At 71.7% G+C, this 25,286-nt stretch carries 18 protein-coding genes; 14 read left to right on the plus strand and 4 right to left on the minus strand.

Features of this window, described 5'->3' with window-relative positions; translation table 11 throughout:
- The first annotated feature begins 11 nt into the window (after positions 1 to 11).
- The 7 genes from gatB to RM812_RS04140 all read left to right on the plus strand — a co-directional run bounded on the left by gatB (position 12) and on the right by RM812_RS04140 (position 9,325).
- Entirely contained in the window at positions 12 to 1,526 is a 1,515-nt protein-coding gene (gene gatB / locus RM812_RS04110) for an Asp-tRNA(Asn)/Glu-tRNA(Gln) amidotransferase subunit GatB (RefSeq protein WP_311571010.1), read from the plus strand.
- A gap of 546 nt (positions 1,527 to 2,072) precedes the next feature.
- Positions 2,073 to 4,319 (plus strand): MMPL family transporter, encoded by a 2,247-nt coding sequence (locus tag RM812_RS04115; RefSeq protein ID WP_311571011.1) that lies wholly within the window; start codon positions 2,073 to 2,075, stop codon positions 4,317 to 4,319.
- On the plus strand, positions 4,297 to 4,881 hold the full coding sequence (locus tag RM812_RS04120; protein ID WP_311571012.1) for a GNAT family N-acetyltransferase: 585 nt from the start codon (positions 4,297 to 4,299) through the stop codon (positions 4,879 to 4,881). Before RM812_RS04115 ends, RM812_RS04120 begins: the two co-directional genes overlap by 23 nt.
- Before the next feature lie 35 nt (positions 4,882 to 4,916).
- Positions 4,917 to 5,513, plus strand: a complete 597-nt coding sequence (locus tag RM812_RS04125; RefSeq protein WP_311571013.1) for a hypothetical protein — start codon at positions 4,917 to 4,919, stop codon at positions 5,511 to 5,513.
- Between the two features lie 205 nt (positions 5,514 to 5,718).
- Positions 5,719 to 5,904: a hypothetical protein gene (locus tag RM812_RS04130; protein WP_311571014.1), complete on the plus strand. Its 186-nt coding sequence runs from the start codon at positions 5,719 to 5,721 to the stop codon at positions 5,902 to 5,904.
- A gap of 74 nt (positions 5,905 to 5,978) precedes the next feature.
- Complete coding sequence (locus tag RM812_RS04135; RefSeq protein WP_311571015.1) at positions 5,979 to 9,074, plus strand: helix-turn-helix transcriptional regulator; 3,096 nt, start codon at positions 5,979 to 5,981, stop codon at positions 9,072 to 9,074.
- Between the two features lie 38 nt (positions 9,075 to 9,112).
- Positions 9,113 to 9,325 (plus strand): DUF6191 domain-containing protein, encoded by a 213-nt coding sequence (locus tag RM812_RS04140; RefSeq protein WP_311571016.1) that lies wholly within the window; start codon positions 9,113 to 9,115, stop codon positions 9,323 to 9,325.
- Positions 9,326 to 9,338: 13 nt separating this feature from the next.
- Here RM812_RS04140 and RM812_RS04145 read toward each other — a convergent pair whose 3' ends face one another.
- Both RM812_RS04145 and RM812_RS04150 read right to left on the minus strand, forming a co-directional pair.
- Positions 9,339 to 10,538, minus strand: coding sequence for a PQQ-dependent sugar dehydrogenase (locus RM812_RS04145; RefSeq protein ID WP_311571017.1), 1,200 nt, complete (start codon positions 10,536 to 10,538; stop codon positions 9,339 to 9,341).
- A gap of 65 nt (positions 10,539 to 10,603) precedes the next feature.
- Complete coding sequence (locus RM812_RS04150) at positions 10,604 to 11,602, minus strand: aldo/keto reductase (RefSeq protein WP_311571018.1); 999 nt, start codon at positions 11,600 to 11,602, stop codon at positions 10,604 to 10,606.
- Positions 11,603 to 11,678: 76 nt separating this feature from the next.
- On the opposite strand from RM812_RS04150, the gene RM812_RS04155 reads away from it, so the two are divergent.
- From RM812_RS04155 to serA, 6 genes are all read left to right on the plus strand, one after another.
- A complete protein-coding gene (locus RM812_RS04155) occupies positions 11,679 to 12,620 on the plus strand; it encodes a 2-hydroxyacid dehydrogenase (RefSeq protein ID WP_311571019.1) in 942 nt (313 codons plus the stop codon).
- A 402-nt stretch (positions 12,621 to 13,022) separates the two neighbouring features.
- The gene (locus tag RM812_RS04160; protein WP_311571020.1) at positions 13,023 to 16,121 is read left to right on the plus strand and encodes a putative bifunctional diguanylate cyclase/phosphodiesterase; all 3,099 of its coding nucleotides are present in this window, start codon (positions 13,023 to 13,025) and stop codon (positions 16,119 to 16,121) included.
- Positions 16,122 to 16,364: 243 nt separating this feature from the next.
- The gene (locus tag RM812_RS04165) at positions 16,365 to 18,209 is read left to right on the plus strand and encodes an acetolactate synthase large subunit (RefSeq protein ID WP_311571021.1); all 1,845 of its coding nucleotides are present in this window, start codon (positions 16,365 to 16,367) and stop codon (positions 18,207 to 18,209) included.
- 34 nt (positions 18,210 to 18,243) lie between these two features.
- Entirely contained in the window at positions 18,244 to 18,768 is a 525-nt protein-coding gene (gene ilvN / locus RM812_RS04170) for an acetolactate synthase small subunit (protein WP_055421816.1), read from the plus strand.
- Between the two features lie 117 nt (positions 18,769 to 18,885).
- Positions 18,886 to 19,884: a ketol-acid reductoisomerase gene (ilvC, locus tag RM812_RS04175; protein ID WP_217141802.1), complete on the plus strand. Its 999-nt coding sequence runs from the start codon at positions 18,886 to 18,888 to the stop codon at positions 19,882 to 19,884.
- Positions 19,885 to 20,147: 263 nt separating this feature from the next.
- Entirely contained in the window at positions 20,148 to 21,737 is a 1,590-nt protein-coding gene (gene serA, locus RM812_RS04180) for a phosphoglycerate dehydrogenase (RefSeq protein WP_311571022.1), read from the plus strand.
- A gap of 20 nt (positions 21,738 to 21,757) precedes the next feature.
- Here the strand turns inward: serA and RM812_RS04185 are convergent, their stop codons facing one another.
- Positions 21,758 to 23,305 (minus strand): MFS transporter, encoded by a 1,548-nt coding sequence (locus tag RM812_RS04185; protein ID WP_311571023.1) that lies wholly within the window; start codon positions 23,303 to 23,305, stop codon positions 21,758 to 21,760.
- A gap of 82 nt (positions 23,306 to 23,387) precedes the next feature.
- On the opposite strand from RM812_RS04185, the gene RM812_RS04190 reads away from it, so the two are divergent.
- On the plus strand, positions 23,388 to 23,972 hold the full coding sequence (locus RM812_RS04190) for a TetR/AcrR family transcriptional regulator (RefSeq protein ID WP_311571024.1): 585 nt from the start codon (positions 23,388 to 23,390) through the stop codon (positions 23,970 to 23,972).
- Here the strand turns inward: RM812_RS04190 and RM812_RS04195 are convergent.
- Positions 23,953 to 25,179, minus strand: a complete 1,227-nt coding sequence (locus tag RM812_RS04195) for a PucR family transcriptional regulator (RefSeq protein WP_311571025.1) — start codon at positions 25,177 to 25,179, stop codon at positions 23,953 to 23,955. The two genes, RM812_RS04190 and RM812_RS04195, sit on opposite strands and share 20 nt — an antisense overlap.
- Positions 25,180 to 25,286: the final 107 nt, after the last annotated feature.

The raw sequence follows: 25,286 nt of genomic DNA on the forward strand, positions 1-25,286 counted from the left end.
GAAGTTTCACCGTGACCACCACGACCGACCTGGTGTCGTACGAGGACGCACTCGCGTCGTACGACCCCGTCATGGGCCTCGAGGTCCATGTCGAACTCGGCACCAAGACCAAGATGTTCTGCGGCTGTTCGACCGCGCTCGGCGCCGACCCGAACACCCAGACCTGCCCCGTCTGCCTCGGCATGCCCGGCGCGCTCCCGGTCGTCAACGCGACCGGCGTCGAGTCGGCGATCAAGATCGGTCTCGCGCTGAACTGCGAGATCGCCGAGTGGTGCCGCTTCGCCCGGAAGAACTACTTCTATCCGGACATGCCGAAGAACTTCCAGACCTCCCAGTACGACGAGCCGATCGCCTTCGACGGCTACCTCGACGTGCAGCTCGAGGACGGGGAGACCTTCCGCGTCCAGATCGAGCGCGCCCACATGGAGGAGGACACCGGCAAGTCGCTGCACGTCGGTGGCGCGACGGGCCGTATCCACGGCGCCTCGCACTCCCTCCTCGACTACAACCGCGCCGGCATCCCGCTCATCGAGATCGTCACCAAGCCGATCGAGGGAGCGGGCGAGCGTGCCCCCGAGGTCGCCCGGGCCTACGTCCGTGAGCTGCGCGAGCTCATCCGGGCCCTCGGCGTGTCCGAGGCCCGCATGGAGATGGGCCAGATGCGCTGCGACGTCAACCTGTCGCTGCGCCCGCACGGCCGGGAGAAGTTCGGCACCCGCAGCGAGACCAAGAACGTCAACTCGCTGCGTTCCGTGGAGCGCGCGGCCCGCTTCGAGATCCAGCGCCACGCGGCGGTCCTCTCCTCGGGCGGCACGATCATCCAGGAGACCCGCCACTTCCACGAGGACACCGGGTCCACGACCTCGGGTCGTGTGAAGGAGGAGGCCGAGGACTACCGGTACTTCCCGGAGCCCGACCTGGTGCCGGTGGCGCCCTCCCGCGAGTGGGTCGAGGAGATCCGCTCCGCCCTGCCCGAACTGCCGCTGGTGCGCCGCAGCCGGCTCCGGGAGGAGTGGGGCGTCTCCGGCACCGACATGCAGGCGATCCTCAACGCCGGTGCGCTGGACCTGATCGTCGCCACGATCGACGCCGGTGCCGACGCGGCCTCCGCCCGCAAGTGGTGGATGGGCGAGCTGGCCCGCAGCGCCAACGAGTCGGGCAAGGCGCTCGACGAGCTGGCGATCACGCCGGACCAGATCGCCCGCGTCACCGAGCTGGTCGCGAAGGGTGACCTGAACGACAAGCTGGCCCGCCAGGTCATCGAGGGCGTCCTCGCCGGTGAGGGCACGCCGGACGAGGTCGTCGACAAGCGCGGTCTGAAGGTCGTCTCCGACGAGGGCGCGCTGACCGCCGCCGTCGACGAGGCCATCGCAGGCAACCCCGGTGTCGTGGACAAGATCCGCGGCGGCAAGGTGGCCGCGGCCGGCGCCCTGGTCGGCGCCGTCATGAAGGCGACCCGGGGCCAGGCGGACGCCGCCCGCGTCAAGGAGCTGATCCTTCAGAAGCTGGGCGTCGGCGAGGGCTGACCCGGCAGATCCGCAGGCCCGAGGGGGCGCACCGTAGGTCGGTGCGCCCCCTCGGTTGTCACCCGCCGGTGAGCCGCCCCGCGGGTTGTCACCCGCCGGTGCGCGCCTCTCCGGTTGTCACCCGCGGCGCCCCACGACCCGTGCGCAGCCCAGGGCCCACCCCTGGTCGGCGCGCAGCGGCTCCACCGAGACGCGCCATCGCCGCCATGAACTCGCTCGGGCTCTCCCCGGCGCACACCTCGCCCCACCGCAGCGTGCACCGGCACCATCCGGCCGGCGACCCCCGCCCGCGCGACGCGCTCCGCGTTCTCGTCGGGCCGGAACCCCAGGTCGACGGAGGTGACCCGCGGGCCGTACTCCCGGGTCGGCAGGACCGAGGTGGGCGCGGTACGACAATGTTGTGAATAAGGCCACGAAATCCTCAAAGGATCATTTCTGCCTGCAAGAGTGGCTTCGCATTGCTCATGCGTTCTTTGCGGGCCGTTCACACCATGAACGACTGTTCCCGGTCAAAGATCCACAATCGGAAACCCTGGGAGCACGTTAGTGGCAGCCCTTGCACGCTGGTGTGTCCAACGCCGCCTCGTCGCCGTCCTGTTCTGGCTCCTCGCCTTCGGCGGGGTCGCCACGGCCGCCGTCGTCGCCGGCTCCGCGTACTCCAACGACTACGGGGTCCCCGGCACCGACTCCGACCGTGCCTCCCAGCTGCTCGCCGCCGGCTTCCCCGGCCACGACGGCGACAGCGACACGATCGTCTGGCACACCACGGGCGGCTCCGTCCGCGCCACCGACGTCGAACAGACCATGACCCGCACCCTGGACCGCATCGGGGACCTGCCCGGGGTCGCCTCGGTGACCAACCCGTACGACGACCCGGACTCGCCCATGGTCAGCGAGAACGCCCGCACGGCGTACGCCTCGGTGACCTTCGCGGACGCGTCCGAGGACATCGACGCGGACGAGGTGCGCGCCGTGGTCGACACCGCCGAGGCGGCCGAGACCGACGGGCTCCAGGTCGACATGGGCGGCAGCGCCGTCGCGCTCACCGAGGCGTTGGGCAGCCACCTCGCCGAGGCCGTCGGCGTGGCCGTCGCGGCGGTCGTCCTCTTCCTCGCCTTCGGCTCCCTCGCCGCCTGCCTGCTGCCCATCGCCACCGCGCTGGTCTCGGTCGGCACCGCCTACGCCGGTATCACCCTGCTCGGCCACGTCATGACCGTCGCGGACTTCGCGCCCATGCTGGGCACCCTCATCGGACTCGGCGTCGGCATCGACTACGCCCTGTTCATCGTCACCCGGCACCGGCGCGGACTGAAGCGGGGCCTGTCCGTCGCCGAGGCCGCCGAGAGCGCCGTCGCGACCACCGGACGCGCGGTCGTCTTCGCGGGGGCCACCGTCTGCATCGCCCTGCTGGGGATGCTGATCCTCCGGCTGAGCTTCCTCAACGGCGTGGCCGTCGCCGCCTCGCTGACCGTCGTCCTCACCGTCGCGGCCTCCGTGACGCTGCTGCCGGCCCTGCTGTCGTACATCGGCCCGCGCGCCCTGAGTCGGCGCGAGCGGCGCCGGCTCGCGGAACACGGGCCCGAACCCGAGCTGCCGACCGGGTTCGCCGCACGCTGGTCGGCCCTGGTCGAGCGCCGTCCCAAGCTGCTCGGCGCCCTCGCCCTCGTCGTCATCACCGTCCTCGCGCTGCCCACCCTGGGACTGCGCCTGGGCACCTCCGACCAGGGCAACGACCCCAAGGGCACCACCACCCGCCAGGCCTACGACCTCCTCGCCGAGGGCTTCGGACCCGGCGTGAACGGACCCCTCACCCTGGTCACCAAGGTGAGCGGCGCCGAGGACCGGCTCGCCCTGGACAACCTCGACGCCACCCTGAGCGCCACCGAGGGCGTCGCCTCGGTGGCGCCGGTGACGTACGACTCGGCCGGCGACACCGCGTACCTCACCGTCGTACCCGAGTCGGCCCCGCAGTCCCGGACCACCAGCGAACTCGTCGAACGGCTGCGCTCCGAGGTGCTGCCGCGCACCGAGTCCGGCACCACGCTCGACGTGCACGTCGGCGGCGTGACGGCCGGCTACGACGACTTCGCCGGCGTCATAGTCGGCAAGCTGCCCCTCTTCGTCGGTGTCGTCATCGGCCTGGGCTGCCTGCTGCTCCTGCTGGCCTTCCGGTCCGTCGGCATCCCGGTCAAGGCCGCCGCGATGAACGTCGCCGCCGTGGCCGCCTCCTTCGGCATCGTCGTCGCGGTCTTCCAGTGGGGCTGGGGGAGTGAACTGCTCGGCCTCGGCAGCGCGGGTCCGATCGAACCCTTCCTTCCCGTGATCATGGTGTCGGTGCTCTTCGGACTCTCCATGGACTACCAGGTCTTCCTGGTCAGCCGGATGTACGAGGAGTGGCTGGAGACCGGTGACAACCGCCGCGCCGTCCGCGTCGGCCTCGCCGAGACCAGCCGGGTGATCAACTCCGCCGCGGTCATCATGATCTCGGTGTTCCTCGCCTTCGTCCTCACCGGTGACCGGGTGATCGCCATGTTCGGCATCGCGCTCGCCGCCGCGGTCGCCCTGGACGCCTTCGTGCTCCGCACCCTCCTGGTGCCCGCCCTGATGCATCTGCTCGGCAACGCCAACTGGTGGCTGCCGCGCCGGCTGGACAGACTCCTGCCGCGCATCAGCATCGAGCCGCCGGAGTGCCGCGCCGCCCATGAGAGGCTGGCCGCGGCGACGGACGCCGAAGTGGCGGACGTCCTTGCGAAGGAGGAACGGCAGCGGGATGTACGCGATACCACTGGGTGACGACGGAGCCGAACTGCGCCCCCTGGAGACCTGGCACGCCGAGGAGTTCCTGGCCCACCTGGAGCGGGGCAGGGACTTCATCACGCAGCACATCCCCTTCGGGACGAAGGTCACCGACGTCGACTCCGCCCGCGAACTGCTCCAGTCCTACGCCGACCGGCACGCCGCCGACAGCGGCTTCCTGCACGGGCTGTGGCTGGACGGCAAGCTCGTCGGCGGCCTGCTCTTCCGCGTCTTCGACGCCGCCACAGGCGTCTGCGAGATCGGCTGCTGGCTGGAGCCCGCCGGAACGGGGCGCGGCCTGGTCACGCGTGGCGCCCGGGTGCTGATCGACTGGGCGTTCGACGAGCGCGGCATGCACCGCGTGGAGTGGCACGCGTCGTCCGCCAACACCCCGAGTGTCAACGCCGCCCGGCGGCTCGGCATGATGCATGAGGGCGTGCGGCGCGAGAGCTTCCCCTACCGGGGCGTCCGCCAGGACATGGAGGCGTGGGCGGTGCTCGCGCCCGAGTGGCGTGCGGCACGCGAGGCACGCGCGCGTGCCGCGCACAAGGATCATTAAGGGACCTCTCAGACAGCGTCCGTACGGTGCGAGACATGGGAACGAAGACAGTGGACGAGACCGGCCTGAAGACCGACGAGCACAAGACGGACAAGGCGACGGAGGCGACCGAGGCGACGGAATCCGCCGAGGACGCGGCGACCGAGACCCCGGAGGGCGCCGACGCCACGGAAGGCGCCGCCGAGACCGACGCCGCGAAGGACGACATCGCGACCGGTGCCGCCGAGACCGAGGGCCCCACCGGCGTCGGCCAGGGCGCGGGCGCGGTCGTCTCCGCCGGACTGGGCGTCGTCTCGCTGACGGGCAGCTGGGTCGGCACCGTGGCCTCCGCCCGCGAGGCGGTCTTCGGACAACTGGAGACGACCCAGTCGTCGAACGTCCAGACCATGCTCGAGAAGGGTTACGGCGACGCCTGGCAGGCCACCGCGCTCTGGGGCGGCGTCTTCGCGCTGGTCGCGCTGATCGTCGGCGTCGTGGTGCTGGCCCGGCCCGCGTTCGGCGCGCCTGGGAAGCCGCAGGCCGCGTGGATCAAGTCGGTGTCCTGGGCGGGCGTCGCGCTGGGCGTGATCGGCCTGATCCTGGCCGTACTCAAGTACACCGACGTCATGCTGGCCGTGCCGTCCGTGGGCTGACGCCTACGCGGTTCACGGGGGGTCTTAGGGCACCGGGCGCGTACCACGCGCCCGCCCTGAGCCCCCTTACGCACGTCTAAGGCCCCGCACCCCGCCGAAGATGCGGAACTTTCCCGATGTGGCGCGCCCCCTGGGAGACGAAGGTTGAGGCATCGCAGACAAGCGAAGCCGAAACCGACTCTCACCGAGGACCGAGGGACACACCATGTTCGAGTACGACATCCACCGGCTCCGTTCCGCCGAACTGGTCCGCCGCGCCGATGAGGCCCGGCTGGCCCGCGAGGTGGTCCGCGCCCGTCGCGCCGCCCGCCGGGATGCCCGCCGCGCAGCCGCCGGGGCGGAGAGCCATACGTCCCCGTTCCGCCGGCACCGGTTCGCCCGGGCCGCGTGAGCGGGGGGTCGGGGGAGGACGGCCGCACGGCCGTCCTCCCCGAATCCATCGCCGCGTTGTCGGACCCCCGTGCGATGCTCGGGTCCGTGGAGACCAGGTCCGTCAGTCCCGTGTTCGTCGGCCGCGCCGGCGAACTGGACACGTTGAACCACGCGCTCGTCCGCGCCGGTGCGGCCGAGCCGCAGGCACTGCTGCTCGGCGGCGAGGCGGGCGTCGGCAAGACCCGCCTCGTCGAGGAGTTCGCCGGCGCCGCACGCCGGCAGGGCGCCGTCGTCGCGCTGGGCGGCTGTGTGGAGATCGGCGCCGACGGACTGCCCTTCGCGCCCTTCTCCACCGCGTTGCGCGCCCTGCGCCGCGAACTGCCCGCGGAACTGGCCGCGGCCGCCGCCGGGCAGGAGGAGGAGCTGGCCCGACTGCTGCCCGAACTGTGCGAGACCTCCACCGGACCCGGTGGCGGCCGGCACGACGAGGAGAGCATGGCCCGCCTCTTCGAACTCACCGCCCGCCTGCTGGAGCGCGTCGCCGCCCGGCACACCGTCGTCCTCGTCCTGGAGGACCTGCACTGGGCCGACGCCTCCACCCGCCACCTGATCGCCTACCTCTTCCGCACCCTGCGCACCGGCCACCTCGTCGTCCTGGCCACCTACCGCTCCGACGACATCCACCGCCGCCATCCGCTGCGCCCCCTGCTCGCCGAACTCGACCGGCTGCGCACCGTCCGCCGCCTCGAACTGGGCCGCTTCATCCGCGAGGAAGTGGGCCGCCAGATCGCCGGCATCCTCGCCCACGAGCCCGACCCGCTCCAGGTGGACGAGATCTTCGAGCGCTCCGACGGCAACGCCTTCTTCGTCGAGGAACTCGCGGTGGCCGCCCACGAGGGCTGTCGCACCGGCCTCACCGACTCCCTGCGCGACCTGCTCCTGGTCCGCGTCGAAGCCCTGCCCGAGAGCGCCCAGCGGGTCGCCCGGATCGTCGCCGAGGGCGGCTCCACCGTCGAGTACCGGCTGCTCGCCGCCGTCGCCCGGCTCGCCGAGGACGACCTCATCGAAGCCCTGCGCGCCGCAGTCAACGCCAACCTGCTGCTCCCCGCCCCCGACGGCGACGGCTACCGCTTCCGCCACTCCCTGGTCCGCGAGGCCGTCGCCGACGACCTGCTGCCCGGCGAGCGCTCCCGCCTCAACCGCCGCTACGCCGAGGCCCTCGACGCCGATCCGACGCTCGTGCCCGCCGCCGAGCGCGTGATGCGCCTGGCCAGCTACTGGTACCACGCCCACGACCCGGCCAAGGCCCTGCCCGCCGTACTGGACGCCTCCGTCGAGGCCCGTCGCCGCCACGCCTACTCCGAGCAGCTCCGGCTGCTGGAGCGGGCCATGGAGCTGTGGGACTCCGCCCCCGACGACGTCCGCGCCACCCTGCGCCCCGTCGACCGCACCGAGGTCTGTCCGCCTTGCGGCTGCGACCCGCGGACCGCTCCCCTGCGGTACCTGGACCTCATGGCCGAGGCCGCCGTCGCCGGGCGGCTGTGCGGGGAACGCGAGCGCGCCATGAAGATCACCAAGCGGGCGCTGCGCCTGCTGGAGGACGAGCAGGACGCCGAACCGGGCGACCGGCCGGGCGGCGGCGGGCGGGACCCGCAGCGCGCCGCCTGGTTCTGGACGCAGCGTTCGCTGCTGGTCCAGGCCCAGGGCCGCGGCGACGGCCGGCGTGAACTCGGCATCGCCCAGGAACTGGTCCGCGGCCTGCCGCCCTCCGAGGTGCACGCCGAGGTGCTGGCCATGGCCGCCAACTGGTCGATGCTCCGCGACCCCGGCCCCGACGCGGTGACCGCCGCCGAGCGGGCCGTCGAGTACGCGCGCATGGTGGGCGCCGACGACATCGAGCTCAACGCCCGGCTCACCCTCGGCGGCCTGATGGTGGACGCGGGGCACATCGACGCGGGACTCGCGGAGATGTACCAGGTCAAAGACGCGGTGGTGGCGCAGGGACGGGCCGCCGTGGTGGCCCGCAGTCACGTCAACCTCCCCTCCGTCCTGGAGGGCGTCGGCCGCTCCGAGGAGGCGGTCGGCATCCTGCGTGAGGGCGTCGAGCTCACCCGGCGGATGGGGCTGCTGGAATCCGAGGCCTGGGTGTGGGGCAACCTCGCCGAGTCGCTCATCTCGCTGGGCCGCTGGGACGAGGCGATCGAGGCCGCCGTCAGGTCCGGAGCCGCGGGCCGGGGCTCCGCACCACGCGGCGGCGCCGCCCTCAAGCGCGCCGCCGTGGCGCTCGCCCGCGGCGGGAGAGCCGAGGCCGGCCGACTGCTCGCCGAGGCCCGCGCCGCCTTCGGCACGCACGAGCCCATGCCGCAGCACCGCCTGCCGCTGGCCGCCCTCACCATCGCCTTCGCCGCCGCCGAGGGCCGCGTCCTCGACGCCCGTGCCGAACTGCTCCAGGTCCTGGACGCGGGCTTCCCGCCCGGCACCCAGCGCTTCGGCTGGCCCCTGCTGCTGTCCGCCGCCGAGGCCGAGGCCGACGCCCGCGGACTGCCGGCCACCGAGAAGGGCCGCGCCGAGATCCTCGAGCGGCTCGCGAAGGCCGCCAAGTCGCTGACCGCCGGCGCGCCGATCTGGCTCGCCCACGAGAAGTGGGTCCGCGCCGAACTCCACCGCGCCGAGGGCCGGGACACCCCCGAACTCTGGTCGGAGGCGGTCACCGCCTTCGAGCTCCTGGAGCGTCCCTACGAGCTCGCCCGCGTCCGGCACCGGCTGGCCGGCGCGCTTCTGGCGACCGGCGGCGAGGACGAGCGCGCCCGCGCCAGGGACCTGCTCCGTCTGGCCCGCACCCTCGCCGGCCACCTCGGTGCCCGCCCGCTCGCCGACGCCGTCACCCTGCTCGCCCAGCGCGCCCGCCTCACGCTCGGCCGCGCCCCCGAGCCGGACACCGCCCCCGCCGACCCGGCCGAGGCCCTCGGCCTCACCAGCCGAGAACGCGACGTACTGCGCCTGGTCGCCGACGGCCGCACCAACCGCCAGATAGCCGGGGAACTCTTCATCTCCCCCAAGACGGCCAGCGTCCACGTCTCCAACATCCTGGCCAAGCTCGGCGTCTCGGGCCGCGGCGAGGCGGCGGCGGTGGCCCACCGGCTGGCGCTCTTCCCGGCCGCAGGAATCACGTCCCGTCCGGCGGGATGAGACCTACGCTGTAGGGACACCGACGGACGGAGACCGGCGTGTTCAACGCATTCGAGGAACTGTTCACCCCCGGCCGCGAGCACACCCGCGACGAGCAGAACCGCCTGGAACTGACCCGTGAGGACGTCGGCGACGGCGATCCGGCACACGGTCCGATAGACCTCACGTCGGGCAAGGTCCTCGTACACCTGCCGCGTCCCGAGGACGCGGAACGGGAAGCGCCCGCCGGGGACCGCCCCGACGAGAACTGACCGGCTCCGCGCCCTACTTCACCTCCAGCTCCAGAATCCGGTCGTCGCCGTCCCGCACGTTGCCCCGCCCGTCCGTGTTGCTGGTCACGAGCCACAGCTTGTCGCCGCCCGCCGCGACCACCGTGCGCAGCCGCCCGTACTCACCCTCGAGGAACGCCTGCGGGTCGGCCGCGGCCTCCGTGTCCTTCAGCGGCACCCGCCACAGACGCTCCCCGCGCAGGCCCGCCATCCACACCGAACCCCGGGCATACGCGATGCCGCTGGGCGAGGCCTCGTCCGTGCTCCACTGGGCGAGCGGATCGTGGAACCCGGAGCCGCCGTCCTTGCCCTCGGCCTCGGGCCAGCCGTAGTTGTCACCCGGCTTGATCGCGTTCAGCTCGTCCCAGGTGTCCTGCCCGAACTCCGCGGCGAACAGCCGCTGCCTGCCGTCCCACGCCAGCCCCTGCACGTTCCGGTGGCCGTACGAGTACACCGGGGAGTCGGGGAAGGGGTTGCCGGGCGCCGGGGCGCCGTCCGGCGTCATCCGCAGGATCTTGCCGCCCAGGGACTCCTTGTCCTGGGACAGACCCGTGTTGCCGCTCTCGCCCGTGCCCGCGTACAGCATCTTGTCGGGGCCGAACGCGATCCGGCCGCCGTTGTGGACGAAGCCCATGGGAATGCCCCGGAAGACCGTGTCCGGCGCGCCGAGCTGCTGACCGGGGGGCTTCTTCTCGTTGTACAGCATGCGCACGATGCGGTTGTCGGAGGCGGCGGTGAAGTACGCGTAGACCATGTGGTCGGAGGCGAAGTCGGGGGAGAGCGCGATGCCGAGGAGGCCGCCCTCTCCGGCCGGCGACACCCCGGGCACCTCGCCCAGCTCCGTCTTCTTGCCCGTCTTCTCGTCGACCCGCGTGATCGTGGCCTCGCCACGGGAGGAGACCAGCAGGTCCCCGCCGGGCAGCGGTGCCAGCCCCCAGGGGCTCTTCAGCCCCGTGGCGACCGTGCGGACCACCTTCACGGCGCCCTTCGCGGGCGGTGTCTCCGCGGTGGCCGGGCCGGAGGGCGACGACTGGGCTGTCGTACTGCCCAGGGAGGGGCTCCCGTGCGAGTCCGGGGGACCCGGGTCGTCGGAGGAGCAGCCGGCCGTCAGCAGGAGGGCGGCGGCCAACACGGCCGTCACGGCTCGACGTTGCACGATCATGGTCCCTTCGACGCGGCGGGTTCTCCTTGTCATACACCGCTGCGGCCGTCCAGGTTCCCGATCAGGGAAACCCGAATCCGGGAACCGCGCGTCGGGCGTCAGTCCCAGGAGCCCTGCGCCGCAGGCAGCTCACGCACCTCCGCCAGATCCTGCGCGGACAGCCGCAGCGCCGACGCCCGCGCGTTCTGCGTCACCCAGCGCTCCTGCTTGGTGCCCGGCACCGCGACCACGTGCCGTCCCTGCGCCAGGACCCACGCCAGCGCCACCTGCGCCGGCGTGACCCCGTCGCCGTGCCGGGCCGCGATCCGGCGCAGTCCGGCCACGATCGGCTGGTTGGCGGCCATCATCTCGGCGGTGAAGCGGGGATGCCGGGCGCGCAGGTCCTCCGGTTCGAAGCCCTGCCCGGGCGTCAGCGTGCCGGTCAGGAAGCCGTTGCCGAGCGGCATCGCGGCGAGGAAGCCGACGCCGCGCGAGACGCACCACGGCAGCAGCGTGCGCAGCGCCTCCGGCGACCACACCGACAGCTCGGCCTCGACCGCGCTCACCGGGAAGACCTGCTGCACCCGCTCCAGCTGCCGGATCGTCGCGTCGTGCAGCCGGGCCCCCGGCCGCCGGGCCGACCGCGCACCGACCGCGCAGAGCCCGAGCGCCCGTACCTTCCCGGCCCGCACCAGCTCCGCCATCGCGCCCCAGGTCTCCTCGACGGGCACCTCGGGGTCGGCGCGGTGCAGTTGGTAGAGGTCGATGACGTCGGTCTGCAGCCGGCGCAGGGAGGCGTCGCAGGCACGTCTCACATATCCGGGGCGGCCGTTGGCCACGATGTGCTGATCGCCCACCAGCAGACCGACCTTGGTCGACACGAAGGCGTCCGACCGCCGCTCCTTCAACACCCGTCCCAGCAGCAGCTCGTTGGTGAACGGGCCGTACATGTCCGCCGTGTCCAGCAGGCACGCGCCCAGGTCCAGGGCCCGGTGCACGGCCCTGACCGACTCGTCACCCCGCTGCCGCGAGGCGCTGTACGCCCAGTTCATCGGCATGCACCCCAGTCCGACGGCCCCCACCGAGAGTGCCGTCGCGCCGATCGTCCTGCGCTCCACCTGGTCGTGACCCTCCCTCGTCAGGCCACCCAACCTAACCTCTGCCCTTCCGCGTCCCTGACATAGCCTCCTGGGCATGACTGCTGACGTGTGGCTGCCCATCCCGCCGGACGAGATCGAGGGACTCCCCGAGGGCCCCACCTACCGTTACTGGAACGGCGAGGAGGCCTTCCCCGCCGACCCGGCCGACTGCGCGTACTACGTCGTCCCCTACATGAAGCCCACCGGGATCGGCGTACGCCCGTTCCCGCGGATGAGCTCCGTCCAGGTCGTCCAGACCCTCTCCGCCGGCATCGACCACGTGGAGCCGGGGCTGAAGCACCTCCCGGCGGGCGTGCTCCTGTGCAACGCGCGGGGCGTGCACGAGGCCAGCACCGCGGAGCTCACCCTGGCCCTGATCCTGGCGTCGCTGCGCGGCATCCCCGACTTCGTCCGGGCACAGGACCGGGGCGAGTGGCTCGGCGGGTTCCGGCCCGCGCTGGCCGACCGGAAGGTGCTCGTCGTCGGGTACGGATCGGTCGGCGCCGCGATCGAGGACCGGCTCGTTCCGTTCGAGGTCGCGCCGGTCGTGCGCGTCGCGCGCTCCGCCCGCACCACGGCGCGCGGTCCGGTGCACCCGTTCACCGAACTCCCCGCCCTGCTCCCCGAGGCGGACGTCGTCGTCCTCTCCACCCCGCTCACCGAGGCCACCCGTGGCCTGGTGAACGCGGAGTTCCTCGCCCGGATGAAGGACGGAGCCCTGCTCGTCAACGTCTCCCGCGGCCAGGTCGTCGACACGAAGGCGTTGCTCACCGAACTGGAGAGCGGGCGCCTCACGGCCGCCCTCGACGTGACCGACCCCGAACCGCTGCCGCCGGGTCACCCCTTGTGGAATGCTCCCGGCACCGTCATCAGCCCGCACGCGGGCGGGCCGAGCTCCGCCTTCCTGCCGCGCGCCAAGCGGCTGCTGGTGGACCAGTTGAGCCGATTCGTGAACCGGCGGCCGTTGCGCAACGTGATCCTGACGACGGGCGAGTAATCCCGCTTCGGGTACCCTCCGCAATCTCCCGGAAGCGGTGGGTACGCGCATATCCGCTGGTCGTCACGGAGAGTAGAGAACCTATGTCCCTGAGTGACGATCCTGGTGTATCGTCCGACAAGGGATGCGCCGCGCACCGCTCGGCGCCGGGGATGGACATCTCAGACTGTGAGGGGGGCGACGGGCGATGCACGGCCTATGGACGAACGACCCGACGCGGCGGAGCCGCCGCCGGCGACCCTGGCGCACGACCACGCGCGGACGGGGTCAGCACGGCCACCACAGCGGCCACCACGGTCGGTACAGCCCTCACCAGCGTCGGCAGAGCGCCCGCAGGCGGCAGGCCCAGCCGGCCCACCGGAGCCCGCGGGGTGCGGGAGCGGCGCGGATCTGGAGGATCCGGTGAGTCCGCCGCCCCTCGTGCCCACTCTGGACGGAGCGCTGCGGCCGCAGGCGCCGTCCGGACCGCTGTCGTCCCGGCTGCCGGGCGTCAACCGCCGGCCGACCCTCGTCCGCCAGCTCGCTCTGGCCCTGGTCTGCGCGGCGTACGCCGTCGGTGCCGGGCTCGGCTGGGGTTCGGAGTACGTCGCCAAGATCATGGGCGACTTCGGGCTGAGCGCCGCCGCCGGCATCGCCGCCGTCTCCTGCTTCTTCTACGCCCGCGGTCGCCGCGTCCGTTTCCGAGCGGCCTGGCTGCTGTTCGCCGTCTCCTCGGCGATGGCGGCCCTGGGCAATCTGGTCTGGGGGTGGCACGAGGTCGTCCTGCGGCAGCCCGTACCCAGCCCCAGTTACGCGGACCTGTTCTTCCTGTGCTTCGCGCCACCCGCCATCGTGGGGCTGCTGGTCCTCGCCAAACGGCCGGTGACGAAGGCGGGCTGGATCTGCCTGGGGCTCGACGCCTGGCTGATCGGCGGCTCGCTGCTGACCCTGGCCTGGAGCCTGGCGCTCGCGCAGGCGGCGAAGGCCGAGGGCGGCTCCAGCGTGGCGCACTCCGCGCTCTCGGTGGCCTATCCGCTGCTCGACATCGCCCTCGTCAGCATGGTGCTCGCGCTGCACTTCAGGCGATCGCCCGTGTGCAGATCGGCCGTCAACACCGCCATCGGCGCGCTCGCCCTGACGGTCATGTGCGACGCCCTGTTCACCTCGCCGCTGCTGCACAACAGCTACCGTTCCGGCCAGCTGCTCGACGCCGGCTGGTTCGCCGGCTCGCTGCTGCTCGCGTACGCCCCCTGGGCCGCGTCCCGGCGCGGGCGGCCGTCGGACGAGGACGGATCCGGCGAGCACACGCGCGTGGTGTGCGAGCACCTGCCCGGACAGCGCGGCACCGGCCACCAGCCCGCACCGGCACCCGTCTGCGCACCCGCGGTCACGTCCGTGCCCCCGGTCACGTCCGTGCCCGTGTCCGCGGTCACGTCCGTGTCCGTGTCCGTACCCGCGTCGGTGTCCGTGCCCGCGCCGGGTGAGCGGGGCCGCTATCCGGCCTCCCGGCCCATCACCGGGTCGCTGGCCGCGCTCACGCCGTATCTCGCCGCCGCGGTCTGCACCCTGGGCATCCTCTACAACGTCCTCAACGGCCGCAGCGTCGACCGCGTCGTGCTGCTGACGGGCGGCACCGTGGTGCTCGCGCTCGTCGTACGCCAGGGCATCATGCTGCTCGACAACATCACCCTCACGCAGGAACTGGCCCAGAAGGAGAACCACTTCCGCTCCCTGGTGCAGGGCTCCAGCGACGTCATCATGATCGCCGCCCCCAACGGCGTCCTCCGCTACGTCTCCCCGGCCGCCGCCGGGGTCTACGGGCGGTCGGCCGAGGAGCTGGTCGGCAGTGAACTGGCCGCCCTCATCCATCCGGAGGACCTCGGCTGCGTGGTGCACGAGGCACGCCGGTTCCTGGCCGCCAGCCCGGTCGAGGAGCCGACCACGCGCATCGAGTGCCGCTTCCGCTCCGGTGACGGCGGCTGGCTCAACGTCGAGTCCACCGTCAACCGCCACCACGGCGGCCTGATCTTCAACAGCCGGGACGTGACCGAAAGAGTGCGCCTCCAGGCGCAGCTCCAGCACAACGCCGAGCACGACCCGCTCACCGACCTGCCCAACCGCGCCCTGTTCACCCGGCGCGTCCAGCAGGCCCTGTCCGGCCGCCGTGCCTCCGACCGGGGCGCCGCCCTGCGCGGTACGGCGGTGCTCTTCATCGACCTCGACGGCTTCAAGGCCGTCAACGACACCATCGGGCACCAGGCCGGGGACGAGCTGCTCGTCCAGGCCGCCCGCAGACTCCATGAGGCCGTCCGCCAAGGGGACACCGCCTCCCGACTGGGCGGCGACGAGTTCGCGGCACTGATCATCGGGGACGGCGTCCGGGACCGGACCGCCCGCGAGGGGCACATCCTGGAGCTCGCCGACCGCCTCAGGCTGACCCTCTCGCAGCCCTACCTCATCGACGGAAACGACGTCCGTGTCAACGCCTCCATCGGCGTGGCCTTCGCCGAACCGGGCCTCGGCGCGGGCGAGCTGCTGCGCAACGCCGACCTCGCGATGTACCGCGCCAAGGCGGCCGGCAAGGGGCGCGTCGAGCTGTACCGACCGCACATGCAGCAGGACGTCGTGCGCAAGGCGGAGCTGGCCACGCGACTGCGGGCCGCGCTGCACGACGGGGAGTTCGCACTGCTGCACCAGCCGGTGGTCGCCCTGACGGACGGCCGGATCACGTCGGTCTGCGCGCAGGCGCGCTGGCGCTCCTCCCAGGGGGTGCTGTTCACCCCCGCGGAGTTCCTGCGGGTGGCCGAGGACGGCGACAAGACCGCCGAACTGGACCGCTGGGTGCTCCAGGAGGCCGTCGAGCAGGCCGCCGAACGGGCGACGGCCGGGCTGTCGGTGGCCGTGACCGTCCGCGTGGGAGCTCGCCGGCTGCTGGACCGCTCCATGCCGCTGGGCTCCGTGGAGGCCCTGCTGACCCGGCACGGACTGCCCCCCGGTTCCCTTGTGATCGAGCTGTCGGACATCGATCCACGGGTCGGACTGGACGAGCTGGACCGTCGCCTGAACGCCCTGCGGAGAGTGGGCGTCCGCATCGCCCTGGACGGCTTCGGCAGCGGATACGCGGCGATCACCGCGCTGAGGCGCCTGCCCGTGGACGTCCTCAAGCTCGACCGCGGCATGGTCGAGGGCGTCGTGGAGTCCGCGCGGCTGCACAAGATCACCAGTGGTCTGCTGCGCATCGCCACCGACCTCGGACTCAAGTCCGTGGCCGACGGAGTGGACCTGCCCGAACAGATCGTCGCCCTGCGCGCGATGGGCTGCACGCACGGGCAGGGCGCGGCGTTCTCCGGGCCACTGGACGAGTACCGGCTGCGTAGAGCGCTCGCAACCGGCCACTACCCGGTGCCGCACGGCCCTGTCGAACCGGCGTTCGCCGGCGGCGTCGCGTCCGGGCTGCCGACCGCCCTGCGGGGTGGCACGTCCCTTCGTTCACATAATGAGACTCCTGTCCCACCCACTTGACAGTGGGTGCGGGTCGGGAGGAAGGTCAGTGCCATGCGCACCCGAATTCTCGTACTTGGAAAGCGCGTCGGCTGAGCTGGTGACGTCCGGACCGACCCGGACTCCCAGCGACCCACACCCGGCGCGCTCCCCTCGCTTGCCTTTTGGCACGAGGGGTTTTTTGTTGCACCAGCACCGCTGAGCAACAGCCGCACACCGCCCGAAACCTCGCAAAAAACCCTCAGCATCGAGAAGAGAATGCCGATGACCGAGCAGGCCACCGGGGCCCATCACCCGCAGCCGCGGCCCCGATCCGGAGGACAGTCCGCCCCCGAGCACGTCACGGGTGCGCAGTCCCTCATCCGCTCTCTCGAGGAGGTCGGCGCCGACACGGTATTCGGCATTCCCGGCGGTACGATCCTTCCGGCGTACGACCCGTTGATGGACTCCACCAGGGTGCGCCACGTGCTGGTCCGCCACGAGCAGGGCGCGGGCCACGCGGCCACCGGCTACGCGCAGGCCACCGGCAAGGTCGGCGTCTGCATGGCGACCTCGGGACCCGGCGCGACCAACCTGGTCACCCCGATCGCCGACGCCAACATGGACTCCGTGCCGCTGGTCGCGATCACCGGGCAGGTGGTCTCCTCCTCGATCGGCACGGACGCCTTCCAGGAGGCGGACATCGTCGGCATCAGCATGCCGATCACCAAGCACAGCTTCCTGGTCACCAAGGCCGAGGACATCCCCCGGGTGATCGCGCAGGCGTTCCACATCGCCTCCACCGGCCGCCCCGGGCCGGTCCTGGTCGACATCCCCAAGGACATCCTCCAGAAGAAGACCACCTTCTCCTGGCCGCCGGTCATGGACCTGCCCGGCTACCGCCCGGTCACCAAGCCGCACGCCAAGCAGATCCGCGAGGCGGCCAAGCTCATCACCGCCGCCAAGCGCCCCGTGCTCTACGTCGGCGGCGGCGTCGTCAAGGCCCGGGCCACCGCCGAGCTGAAGGTCCTCGCCGAGCTCACCGGAGCGCCCGTCACCACCACCCTGATGGCGCTCGGCGCGTTCCCCGACAGCCACCCGCTGCACGTGGGAATGCCGGGCATGCACGGTGCGGTCACCGCCGTCACCGCGCTGCAGAAGGCCGACCTGATCGTCGCCCTCGGCGCCCGCTTCGACGACCGCGTCACCGGCAAGCTGGACAGCTTCGCGCCGTACGCCAAGATCGTCCACGCCGACATCGACCCGGCCGAGATCGGCAAGAACCGCGCGGCCGACGTGCCGATCGTCGGCGACGCCCGCGAGGTCATCGCCGACCTCGTGCAGGCGGTCCAGAAGGAGCACAGCGAGGGCAACCGGGGCGACTACGCCGCCTGGTGGAAGGACCTCACCCGCTGGCGCGACACCTACCCCCTCGGCTACGACCAGCCCGAGGACGGCTCGCTCTCCCCGCAGGCGGTCATCGAGCGGATCGGGCAGCTCGCACCCGAGGGCACGATCTTCGCGGCCGGCGTGGGCCAGCACCAGATGTGGGCCGCGCACTTCGTCCAGTACGAGCAGCCCGCCACCTGGCTGAACTCCGGCGGCGCCGGAACCATGGGCTACGCCGTCCCGGCCGCCATGGGCGCCAAGGCCGGCATGCCCGACCGGACCGTCTGGGCCATCGACGGCGACGGCTGCTTCCAGATGACCAACCAGGAACTGACCACCTGTGCCCTGAACAACATCCCGATCAAGGTCGCCGTCATCAACAACGGCGCCCTCGGGATGGTCCGCCAGTGGCAGACCCTGTTCTACAACCAGCGGTACTCCAACACCGTGCTGCACTCCGGTCCCGAGGACGTCAACCCGGACGCCCGCGGCACCCGGGTCCCCGACTTCGTCAAGCTGTCGGAGGCCATGGGCTGCTACGCCATCCGCTGCGAGGACCCGGCCGATCTCGACAAGGTCATCGAGGAGGCCAACTCCATCAACGACCGCCCCGTCGTCATCGACTTCATCGTCCACGAGGACGCGATGGTGTGGCCGATGGTCGCCGCCGGCACCTCCAACGACGAGATCATGGCCGCCCGGGACGTCCGCCCCGACTTCGGCGACAACGAAGACGACTGAGAGCCGTCGGGACTTCAAGCAGAGGAAGCAGACCATGTCCAAGCACACGCTCTCCGTCCTGGTGGAGAACACGCCCGGCATCCTCGCCCGGATCGCCGCGCTCTTCTCCCGCCGCGGCTTCAACATCGACTCGCTCGCCGTCGGCGTCACCGAACACCCCGACATCTCCCGCATCACCATCGTCGTGAGCGTCGAGGAGTTCCCGCTGGAGCAGGTGACCAAGCAGCTCAACAAGCTGGTCAACGTGCTGAAGATCGTCGAGCTGGAGCCCACCCAGGCCGTCCAGCGCGAACTCGTTCTGGTGAAGGTGCGCTCCGACAACGAGACGCGCTCCCAGATCGTCGAGATCGTCCAGCTGTTCCGCGCCAAGACCGTCGACGTCTCCCCGGAGGCCGTCACCATCGAGGCCACCGGCAGCAGCGACAAGCTGTCCGCGATGCTCAAGATGCTGGAACCGTACGGCATCAAGGAACTCGTCCAGTCCGGCACGATCGCCATCGGCCGCGGCGCCCGTTCGATCACGGACCGCTCGCTGCGCGCACTCGACCGGTCCGCATAACGACGGATACGGGCGGTCGGCGCCCATTCCGGCCGCCCGTATTCCGAGACCCCGAAACTTCCCTTCCCCTCACCGGCATACGGTGGGACGCAACACCGCACACAAGGAGAGAACCCAGTGGCCGAGCTGTTCTACGACGCCGACGCCGACCTGTCCATCATCCAGGGCCGCAAGGTCGCGGTCATCGGGTACGGCAGCCAGGGCCACGCCCACGCCCTGTCGCTGCGCGACTCCGGCGTCGACGTGCGCGTCGGTCTGCACGAGGGCTCCAAGTCCAAGGCCAAGGCCGAGGAGCAGGGCCTGCGCGTGGTGAGCCCGTCGGAGGCCGCCGCCGAGGCCGACGTCATCATGATCCTCGTCCCGGACCCCATCCAGGCCCAGGTCTACGAGGAGCACATCAAGGACAACCTGAAGGACGGCGACGCGCTGTTCTTCGGTCACGGCCTGAACATCCGCTACGGCTTCATCAAGCCCCCGGCCGGCGTGGACGTCTGCATGGTCGCCCCCAAGGGTCCGGGCCACCTGGTGCGCCGTCAGTACGAGGAGGGCCGCGGCGTCCCGTGCATCGCCGCCGTCGAGCAGGACGCGACCGGCAAGGCGTTCGCGCTGGCCCTGTCGTACGCGAAGGGCATCGGCGGCACCCGCGCCGGCGTCATCAAGACGACCTTCACCGAGGAGACCGAGACCGACCTCTTCGGTGAGCAGGCCGTCCTCTGCGGTGGCACCGCCGCGCTGGTGAAGGCGGGCTTCGAGACGCTGACCGAGGCGGGCTACCAGCCGGAGATCGCCTACTTCGAGTGCCTGCACGAGCTGAAGCTGATCGTGGACCTCATGTACGAGGGCGGCCTGGAGAAGATGCGCTGGTCGATCTCCGAGACCGCCGAGTGGGGCGACTACGTCACCGGCCCGCGGATCATCACGGACGCCACCAAGGCCGAGATGAAGAAGGTCCTCGCCGAGATCCAGGACGGCACGTTCGCCAAGAACTGGATGGACGAGTACCACGGCGGTCTGAAGAAGTACAACGAGTACAAGAAGCAGGACTCCGAGCACCTGCTGGAGACCACCGGCAAGGAGCTGCGCAAGCTCATGAGCTGGGTCGACGAGGAGGCGTAAGCCTCACCGCGGAGGGGGCCGGGGCGACATCGCCCCGGCCCCCTCGGCGAACCCCGGGTAACGTCGTACGTACGGCGTTGTCCAACCCGTCCAGCCACGGACGGGTGATCCTTCCGCAGAGGCGCAGGACGGCGCCCGTCACGCCACTACACTGCTGAACACATACGCGTCAGGCCCACAGCGTCGTGCGTCTTCCACGCGGCTTAGCGACACCGAATGCGGCCGTCGGGACGGCCGTCCGCATTGGACTTGTGAGGACTCACGTGAGCTCGAAACCCGTCGTACTCATCGCCGAAGAGCTGTCGCCCGCGACCGTGGACGCGCTCGGCCCCGACTTCGAGATCCGCCAGTGCAACGGCGCGGACCGGGCCGAACTGCTCCCCGCCATCGCCGACGTGGACGCGATCCTGGTCCGCTCCGCCACCAAGGTCGACGCCGAGGCCATCGCCGCCGCCAAGAAGCTCAAGGTCGTCGCACGAGCCGGCGTCGGCCTGGACAACGTCGACGTCTCCGCCGCCACCAAGGCCGGCGTGATGGTGGTCAACGCCCCGACCTCCAACATCGTGACCGCCGCCGAACTGGCCTGCGGTCTGCTCATCGCCACCGCCCGCAACATCCCGCAGGCCAACGCCGCGCTGAAGAACGGCGAGTGGAAGCGCAGCAAGTACACCGGCGTCGAGCTGGCCGAGAAGACCCTCGGTGTCGTCGGCCTCGGCCGCATCGGCGCCCTCGTCGCGCAGCGCATGTCGGCCTTCGGCATGAAGGTCGTCGCCTACGACCCCTACGTGCAGCCCGCGCGGGCCGCGCAGATGGGCGTCAAGGTGCTGTCGCTGGACGAGCTGCTCGAGGTCTCCGACTTCATCACCGTCCACCTGCCCAAGACCCCCGAGACCCTCGGTCTGATCGGCGACGAGGCGCTGCGCAAGGTCAAGCCCAGCGTCCGCATCGTCAACGCCGCGCGTGGCGGCATCGTCGACGAGGAGGCGCTGTACTCGGCGCTGAAGGAGGGCCGCGTCGCCGGCGCCGGCCTGGACGTGTACGCCAAGGAGCCCTGCACGGACTCCCCGCTGTTCGAGTTCGACGAGGTCGTCTGCACCCCGCACCTCGGCGCCTCCACCGACGAGGCGCAGGAGAAGGCCGGCATCGCCGTCGCCAAGTCGGTCCGCCTCGCCCTCGCCGGTGAGCTGGTCCCCGACGCGGTGAACGTCCAGGGCGGCGTCATCGCCGAGGACGTCAAGCCGGGCCTGCCGCTCGCCGAGCGCCTCGGCCGCATCTTCACCGCGCTCGCCGGCGAGGTCGCCGTCCGCCTCGACGTCGAGGTCTACGGCGAGATCACCCAGCACGACGTGAAGGTGCTGGAGCTCTCCGCCCTCAAGGGCGTCTTCGAGGACGTCGTGGACGAGACGGTCTCCTACGTCAACGCCCCGCTGTTCGCCCAGGAGCGCGGCGTCGAGGTCCGGCTGACCACCAGCTCGGAGTCCCCGGAGCACCGCAACGTGGTCACCGTGCGCGGCACCCTCGCGGACGGCGAGGAGGTGTCGGTCTCCGGCACGCTGGCCGGCCCCAAGCACCTCCAGAAGATCGTCGCCGTCGGAGAGTACGACGTCGACCTCGCCCTCGCCGACCACATGGTGGTGCTGCGCTACGAGGACCGCCCCGGCGTCGTCGGCACCGTCGGCCGCGTCATCGGCGAGGCCGGCATCAACATCGCCGGCATGCAGGTCGCCCGCGCGACGGTGGGCGGCGAGGCGCTGGCCGTGCTGACCGTCGACGACACGGTGCCCGCCGGGGTTCTGGCGGAGGTTTCGGCGGAGATCGGCGCGACGTCGGCCCGTTCGGTGAATCTGGTCTGACCGGCCCTCGGAAGTAGGCCTCACACGCCGGACGGGCTGAGCTGGTCAGCCTGTCCGGCGTTTGTCGTGTCCGTTTCGGGACGCACCCGGATGTGCCGCAGCCCCGCGGCGGCCAGTCCCGCCGCCCCGAGGAGCAGCAGCGCCGCCGCGACCGCGGCACCCCGCATTCCGTCGGTGAACGCCTCGCGTGCCGCCGTGGCCAGGGCGTCTCCCGCGCGCCCCGGTAGGTCGGCGGCGACTGTCAGTGCGCCACCCAGGGTCTCCCGGGCCGGAGCGGGGGCGTCCGACGGGATGCCGTGGCGGTAGAGGGCCGTACCGATGGATCCGAGGGCGGCCATGCCCAGGGCGCCGCCGAACTCGGTGCCGGTTTCGAGCAGTGAGGAGGCGGCGCCCGCCTTCTCGACCGGGGCCGAGCTCAGGGCCAGGTCGGTGAGCTGCGACATCACGACGACGATGCCGGCGGCGAGGACACCGCAGGCGGCCAGCACCAGCCACAGCGAGTCGGTACCGGCCAGGGCCAGCAGCCCGTAGCCCCCCGCGGCGATGGCGAAGCCGGCCGTCACGACGTACGCGCGCTCGGCACCGCGCTGGACCAGGTGGGCGGCGACGGGTGCGGCGGCGCCGATGAGCACCGAGGGCAGCAGACTCCACAGCGCGGCCTCCAGCGCGCTCTTGTCCAGGACCGACTGCAGGTACTGGGTGGTGAAGTACGCCGAGCCCATCATCCCGAAGGCCGACACGGTGTTGAGCACGAGCGCCGGGGTGAAACCGTGTCCGCGGAAGAGGGCGGGTGAGATCATCGGCGAGGCCGTGGTGCGCTGGCGCTGCACGAACAGCGCCGCGAACAGCAGGCCGACGGTGATCGAGACGACGTAGCGGACGTGCCAGCCCTCGGAGGGCAGTTCCTTCAGGCCGTAGACCACGGGCAGTACCGCCGCCATCGACAGCGGGACGCTCAGCAGGTCGAAGCGGCCGGGGGAGGGGTTCTTGGACTCGGGGAGCAGGACCGGGCCGATGACCAGCAGCAGGACCATGGCGGGCAGGTTGACCAGGAAGACCGAGCCCCACCAGAAGTGCTCGACGAGGACGCCGCTCGTCACCGAGCCGAGCGCGATCCCGGCCGTCATCACGCCGGACCACAGCCCGATCGCCTTCGCCCGCTGGGCGGGATCGGTGAACATCGTGCGGACCAGCGCCATCGTCGACGGCATCAGGGTGGCGCCGCCGATGCCGAGGATCGCGCGGGCCGCGATCAGCGTCTCGGCGGTGTGGGCGTAGGCCGCGAGCAGGGACGCCGCGCCGAAGGCCACCGCCCCGAGGAGGAGCAGCTTGCGGCGGCCGATGCGGTCGCCCAGCGACCCCATCGTCATCAGCAGGCCGGCCAGCACGAAGCCGTAGATGTCGAAGATCCACAGCTGCTGGCTGCCGCTCGGTTCCAGGTCCGCGCTGATCTCCGGGACCGCGAAGTAGAGGACGGAGACGTCCATGGACACCAGGAGCAGCGGAAGCATCAGTACGGCCAGGGCGGTCCATTCGCGGCGCCCGGCACGGGAGGGGTGCGTCGTCATACCGGGGACTGTACGCATGTCTTATACGACTGTCTAGAACGAATGTACAAGACGTTTGTATGTATCGGGGTAGGGTGGTCCCATGGGACACCGTGAGGATCTGCTCGAAGGCGCCAAGCGCTGCCTGCTCGCCAAGGGGTTCGTGCGTACGACGGCGCGTGACATCGTCCATGAGTCGGGCACCAACCTGGGGTCGATCGGCTACCACTACGGGTCGAAGGACGCGCTGCTCGCACAGGCGTACGTGGCGATGGTGGAGAACATGTCCGAGGACTTCGACGGCGAGATCCGGGGCGAGCCCGGCTCGCTGGAGCGGTTCGCCTCGGCGTGGTCGAACATCATCGGCACCATGCGGGCCCCGGGGTCGATGTGGCGGCTCAGCATGGAGATCGTGGCCATGGGCGACCAGCTCCCCGAAGTGCGCGACCATCTCGCCCGGGCCCAGCGCGAGGGTTCGCGCGGTTTCGTCGCGATGTTCTCCGGGGTGCCCGAGGAGGATGTGACGGAGGAGGCCGTGGACACGCTCGGCAGCTTCTACACGACCCTGATGATGGGCCTGATGGCCCAGTGGACCTTCGACCCGAAGTCGGCGCCCGAGGCCGGGCAGCTCACCGACGGCCTGCGGCAGGTGATCCGGGGAGTCACCGCTACAGGCGAAACGCCTTGAGCGCCATGTGCAGCAGCAGCCGGTCCTCGCCGTCGTCCAGGTCCAGGCCCGTGAGCTGTTCGACGCGGGAGAGACGGTAGTACAGCGTCTGGCGGTGGATTCCCAGCTCCGCGGCCGTGCGGCCGGCCTGGCCCGCGCAGTCCAGGTAGACCTCCGCGGTGCGGGCCAGTTCGCGGTGGGCGGGGGAGAACAGCACCCGCACCACGGGGTCGTGCGCGGACTGCGGAGGCAGCGCGGTCAGCAGGCGGAACGGCCCGATGGACGTCCACTCGGCGACCGGGCCGAACCGGGTCTCGGCGCGCGCCGCCCGGGCCGCCGCCGCCGCCTCCCACCAGGCGGCCCCCAGCTCCGCGAGCCCGGTGCGCGGCGCGGAGACCCCCGCCGCCGCCCCGGCCCCGGACGCCCCGCCCGCGCCCCGCGCCCGCTCCAGCAGCCGCCCCGCCGCCGACGTCGCCGGGGTCGGCACGTCCGCCGAGCGCAGCCGGACCAGCAGCGCCAGTGACTGGGCCGCGGTGCCCCACGGCACCGTGCACAGTGCCGTCGCCCCCGGCACCGTACGGACGGAGGGAGCGTCGTCGGGGTCGGCGGACGGCCAGGGCGCCACGCACACCACCGCGTGCGGGGTGTCCGCGCGGGAGCCCAGCGCGGTGCGCAGTTCGGCCACGGCCATGTCCCGCTGCCAGTCCCGCTCGGCGGTCAGTACCGCCCGCAGCTCCCGGCTCAGGTCCGCGCCGTGCTGCGCCTCGTCCGCGAGCAGCGCGCCGATCCGGGCGGTGACCTCCATGGCCGCCGTCAGCTGCCGCTCCGTCGGGCCCGGGTCGGTGTCCAGGAGCCACACGTACCCCAGCACCACACCCCGGTGGCGGGCCGGCAGACAGGTGCGCCCCCGGTACACCCCCGCCTCCGGGGTCGGCGGAATGCGGACCGGGCCGGTCGCGCGGGTGATGCCGAAGCTCTCGAACCAGGCACGCACGGCCGCCGTGGAACGCCGGGTGAGGATCGAACGGGTGCGCACGGGGTCCAGGGCGGAGGGGTCGAGGTCGCCCTCGCTGTCGTACGCGCCGAAGGCGATCAGCTCGAAGTCGCGGTTCTCCAGGGTCGCGGGCGCGCCCAGCAGCTCGGAGATCTCGTCGACGAGGTCCTGGTAGTGGGCACTGGAACCTCCGGAACCTCTGGAATCCGACGTCACCCGGGCATTCTGCCGCATTTCCGTTCGCCTTTCATACACGTGTCTGAGATCCGCGGCACGGATGCGTGACAGCTGTCGATGGCCGACGATCGGGGGGATCCTTAGATTTCACGGTGGTTCTCCGT

This window comes from Streptomyces lancefieldiae (genome assembly GCF_031845825.1).
GTDB lineage: Bacteria > Actinomycetota > Actinomycetes > Streptomycetales > Streptomycetaceae > Streptomyces > Streptomyces lancefieldiae.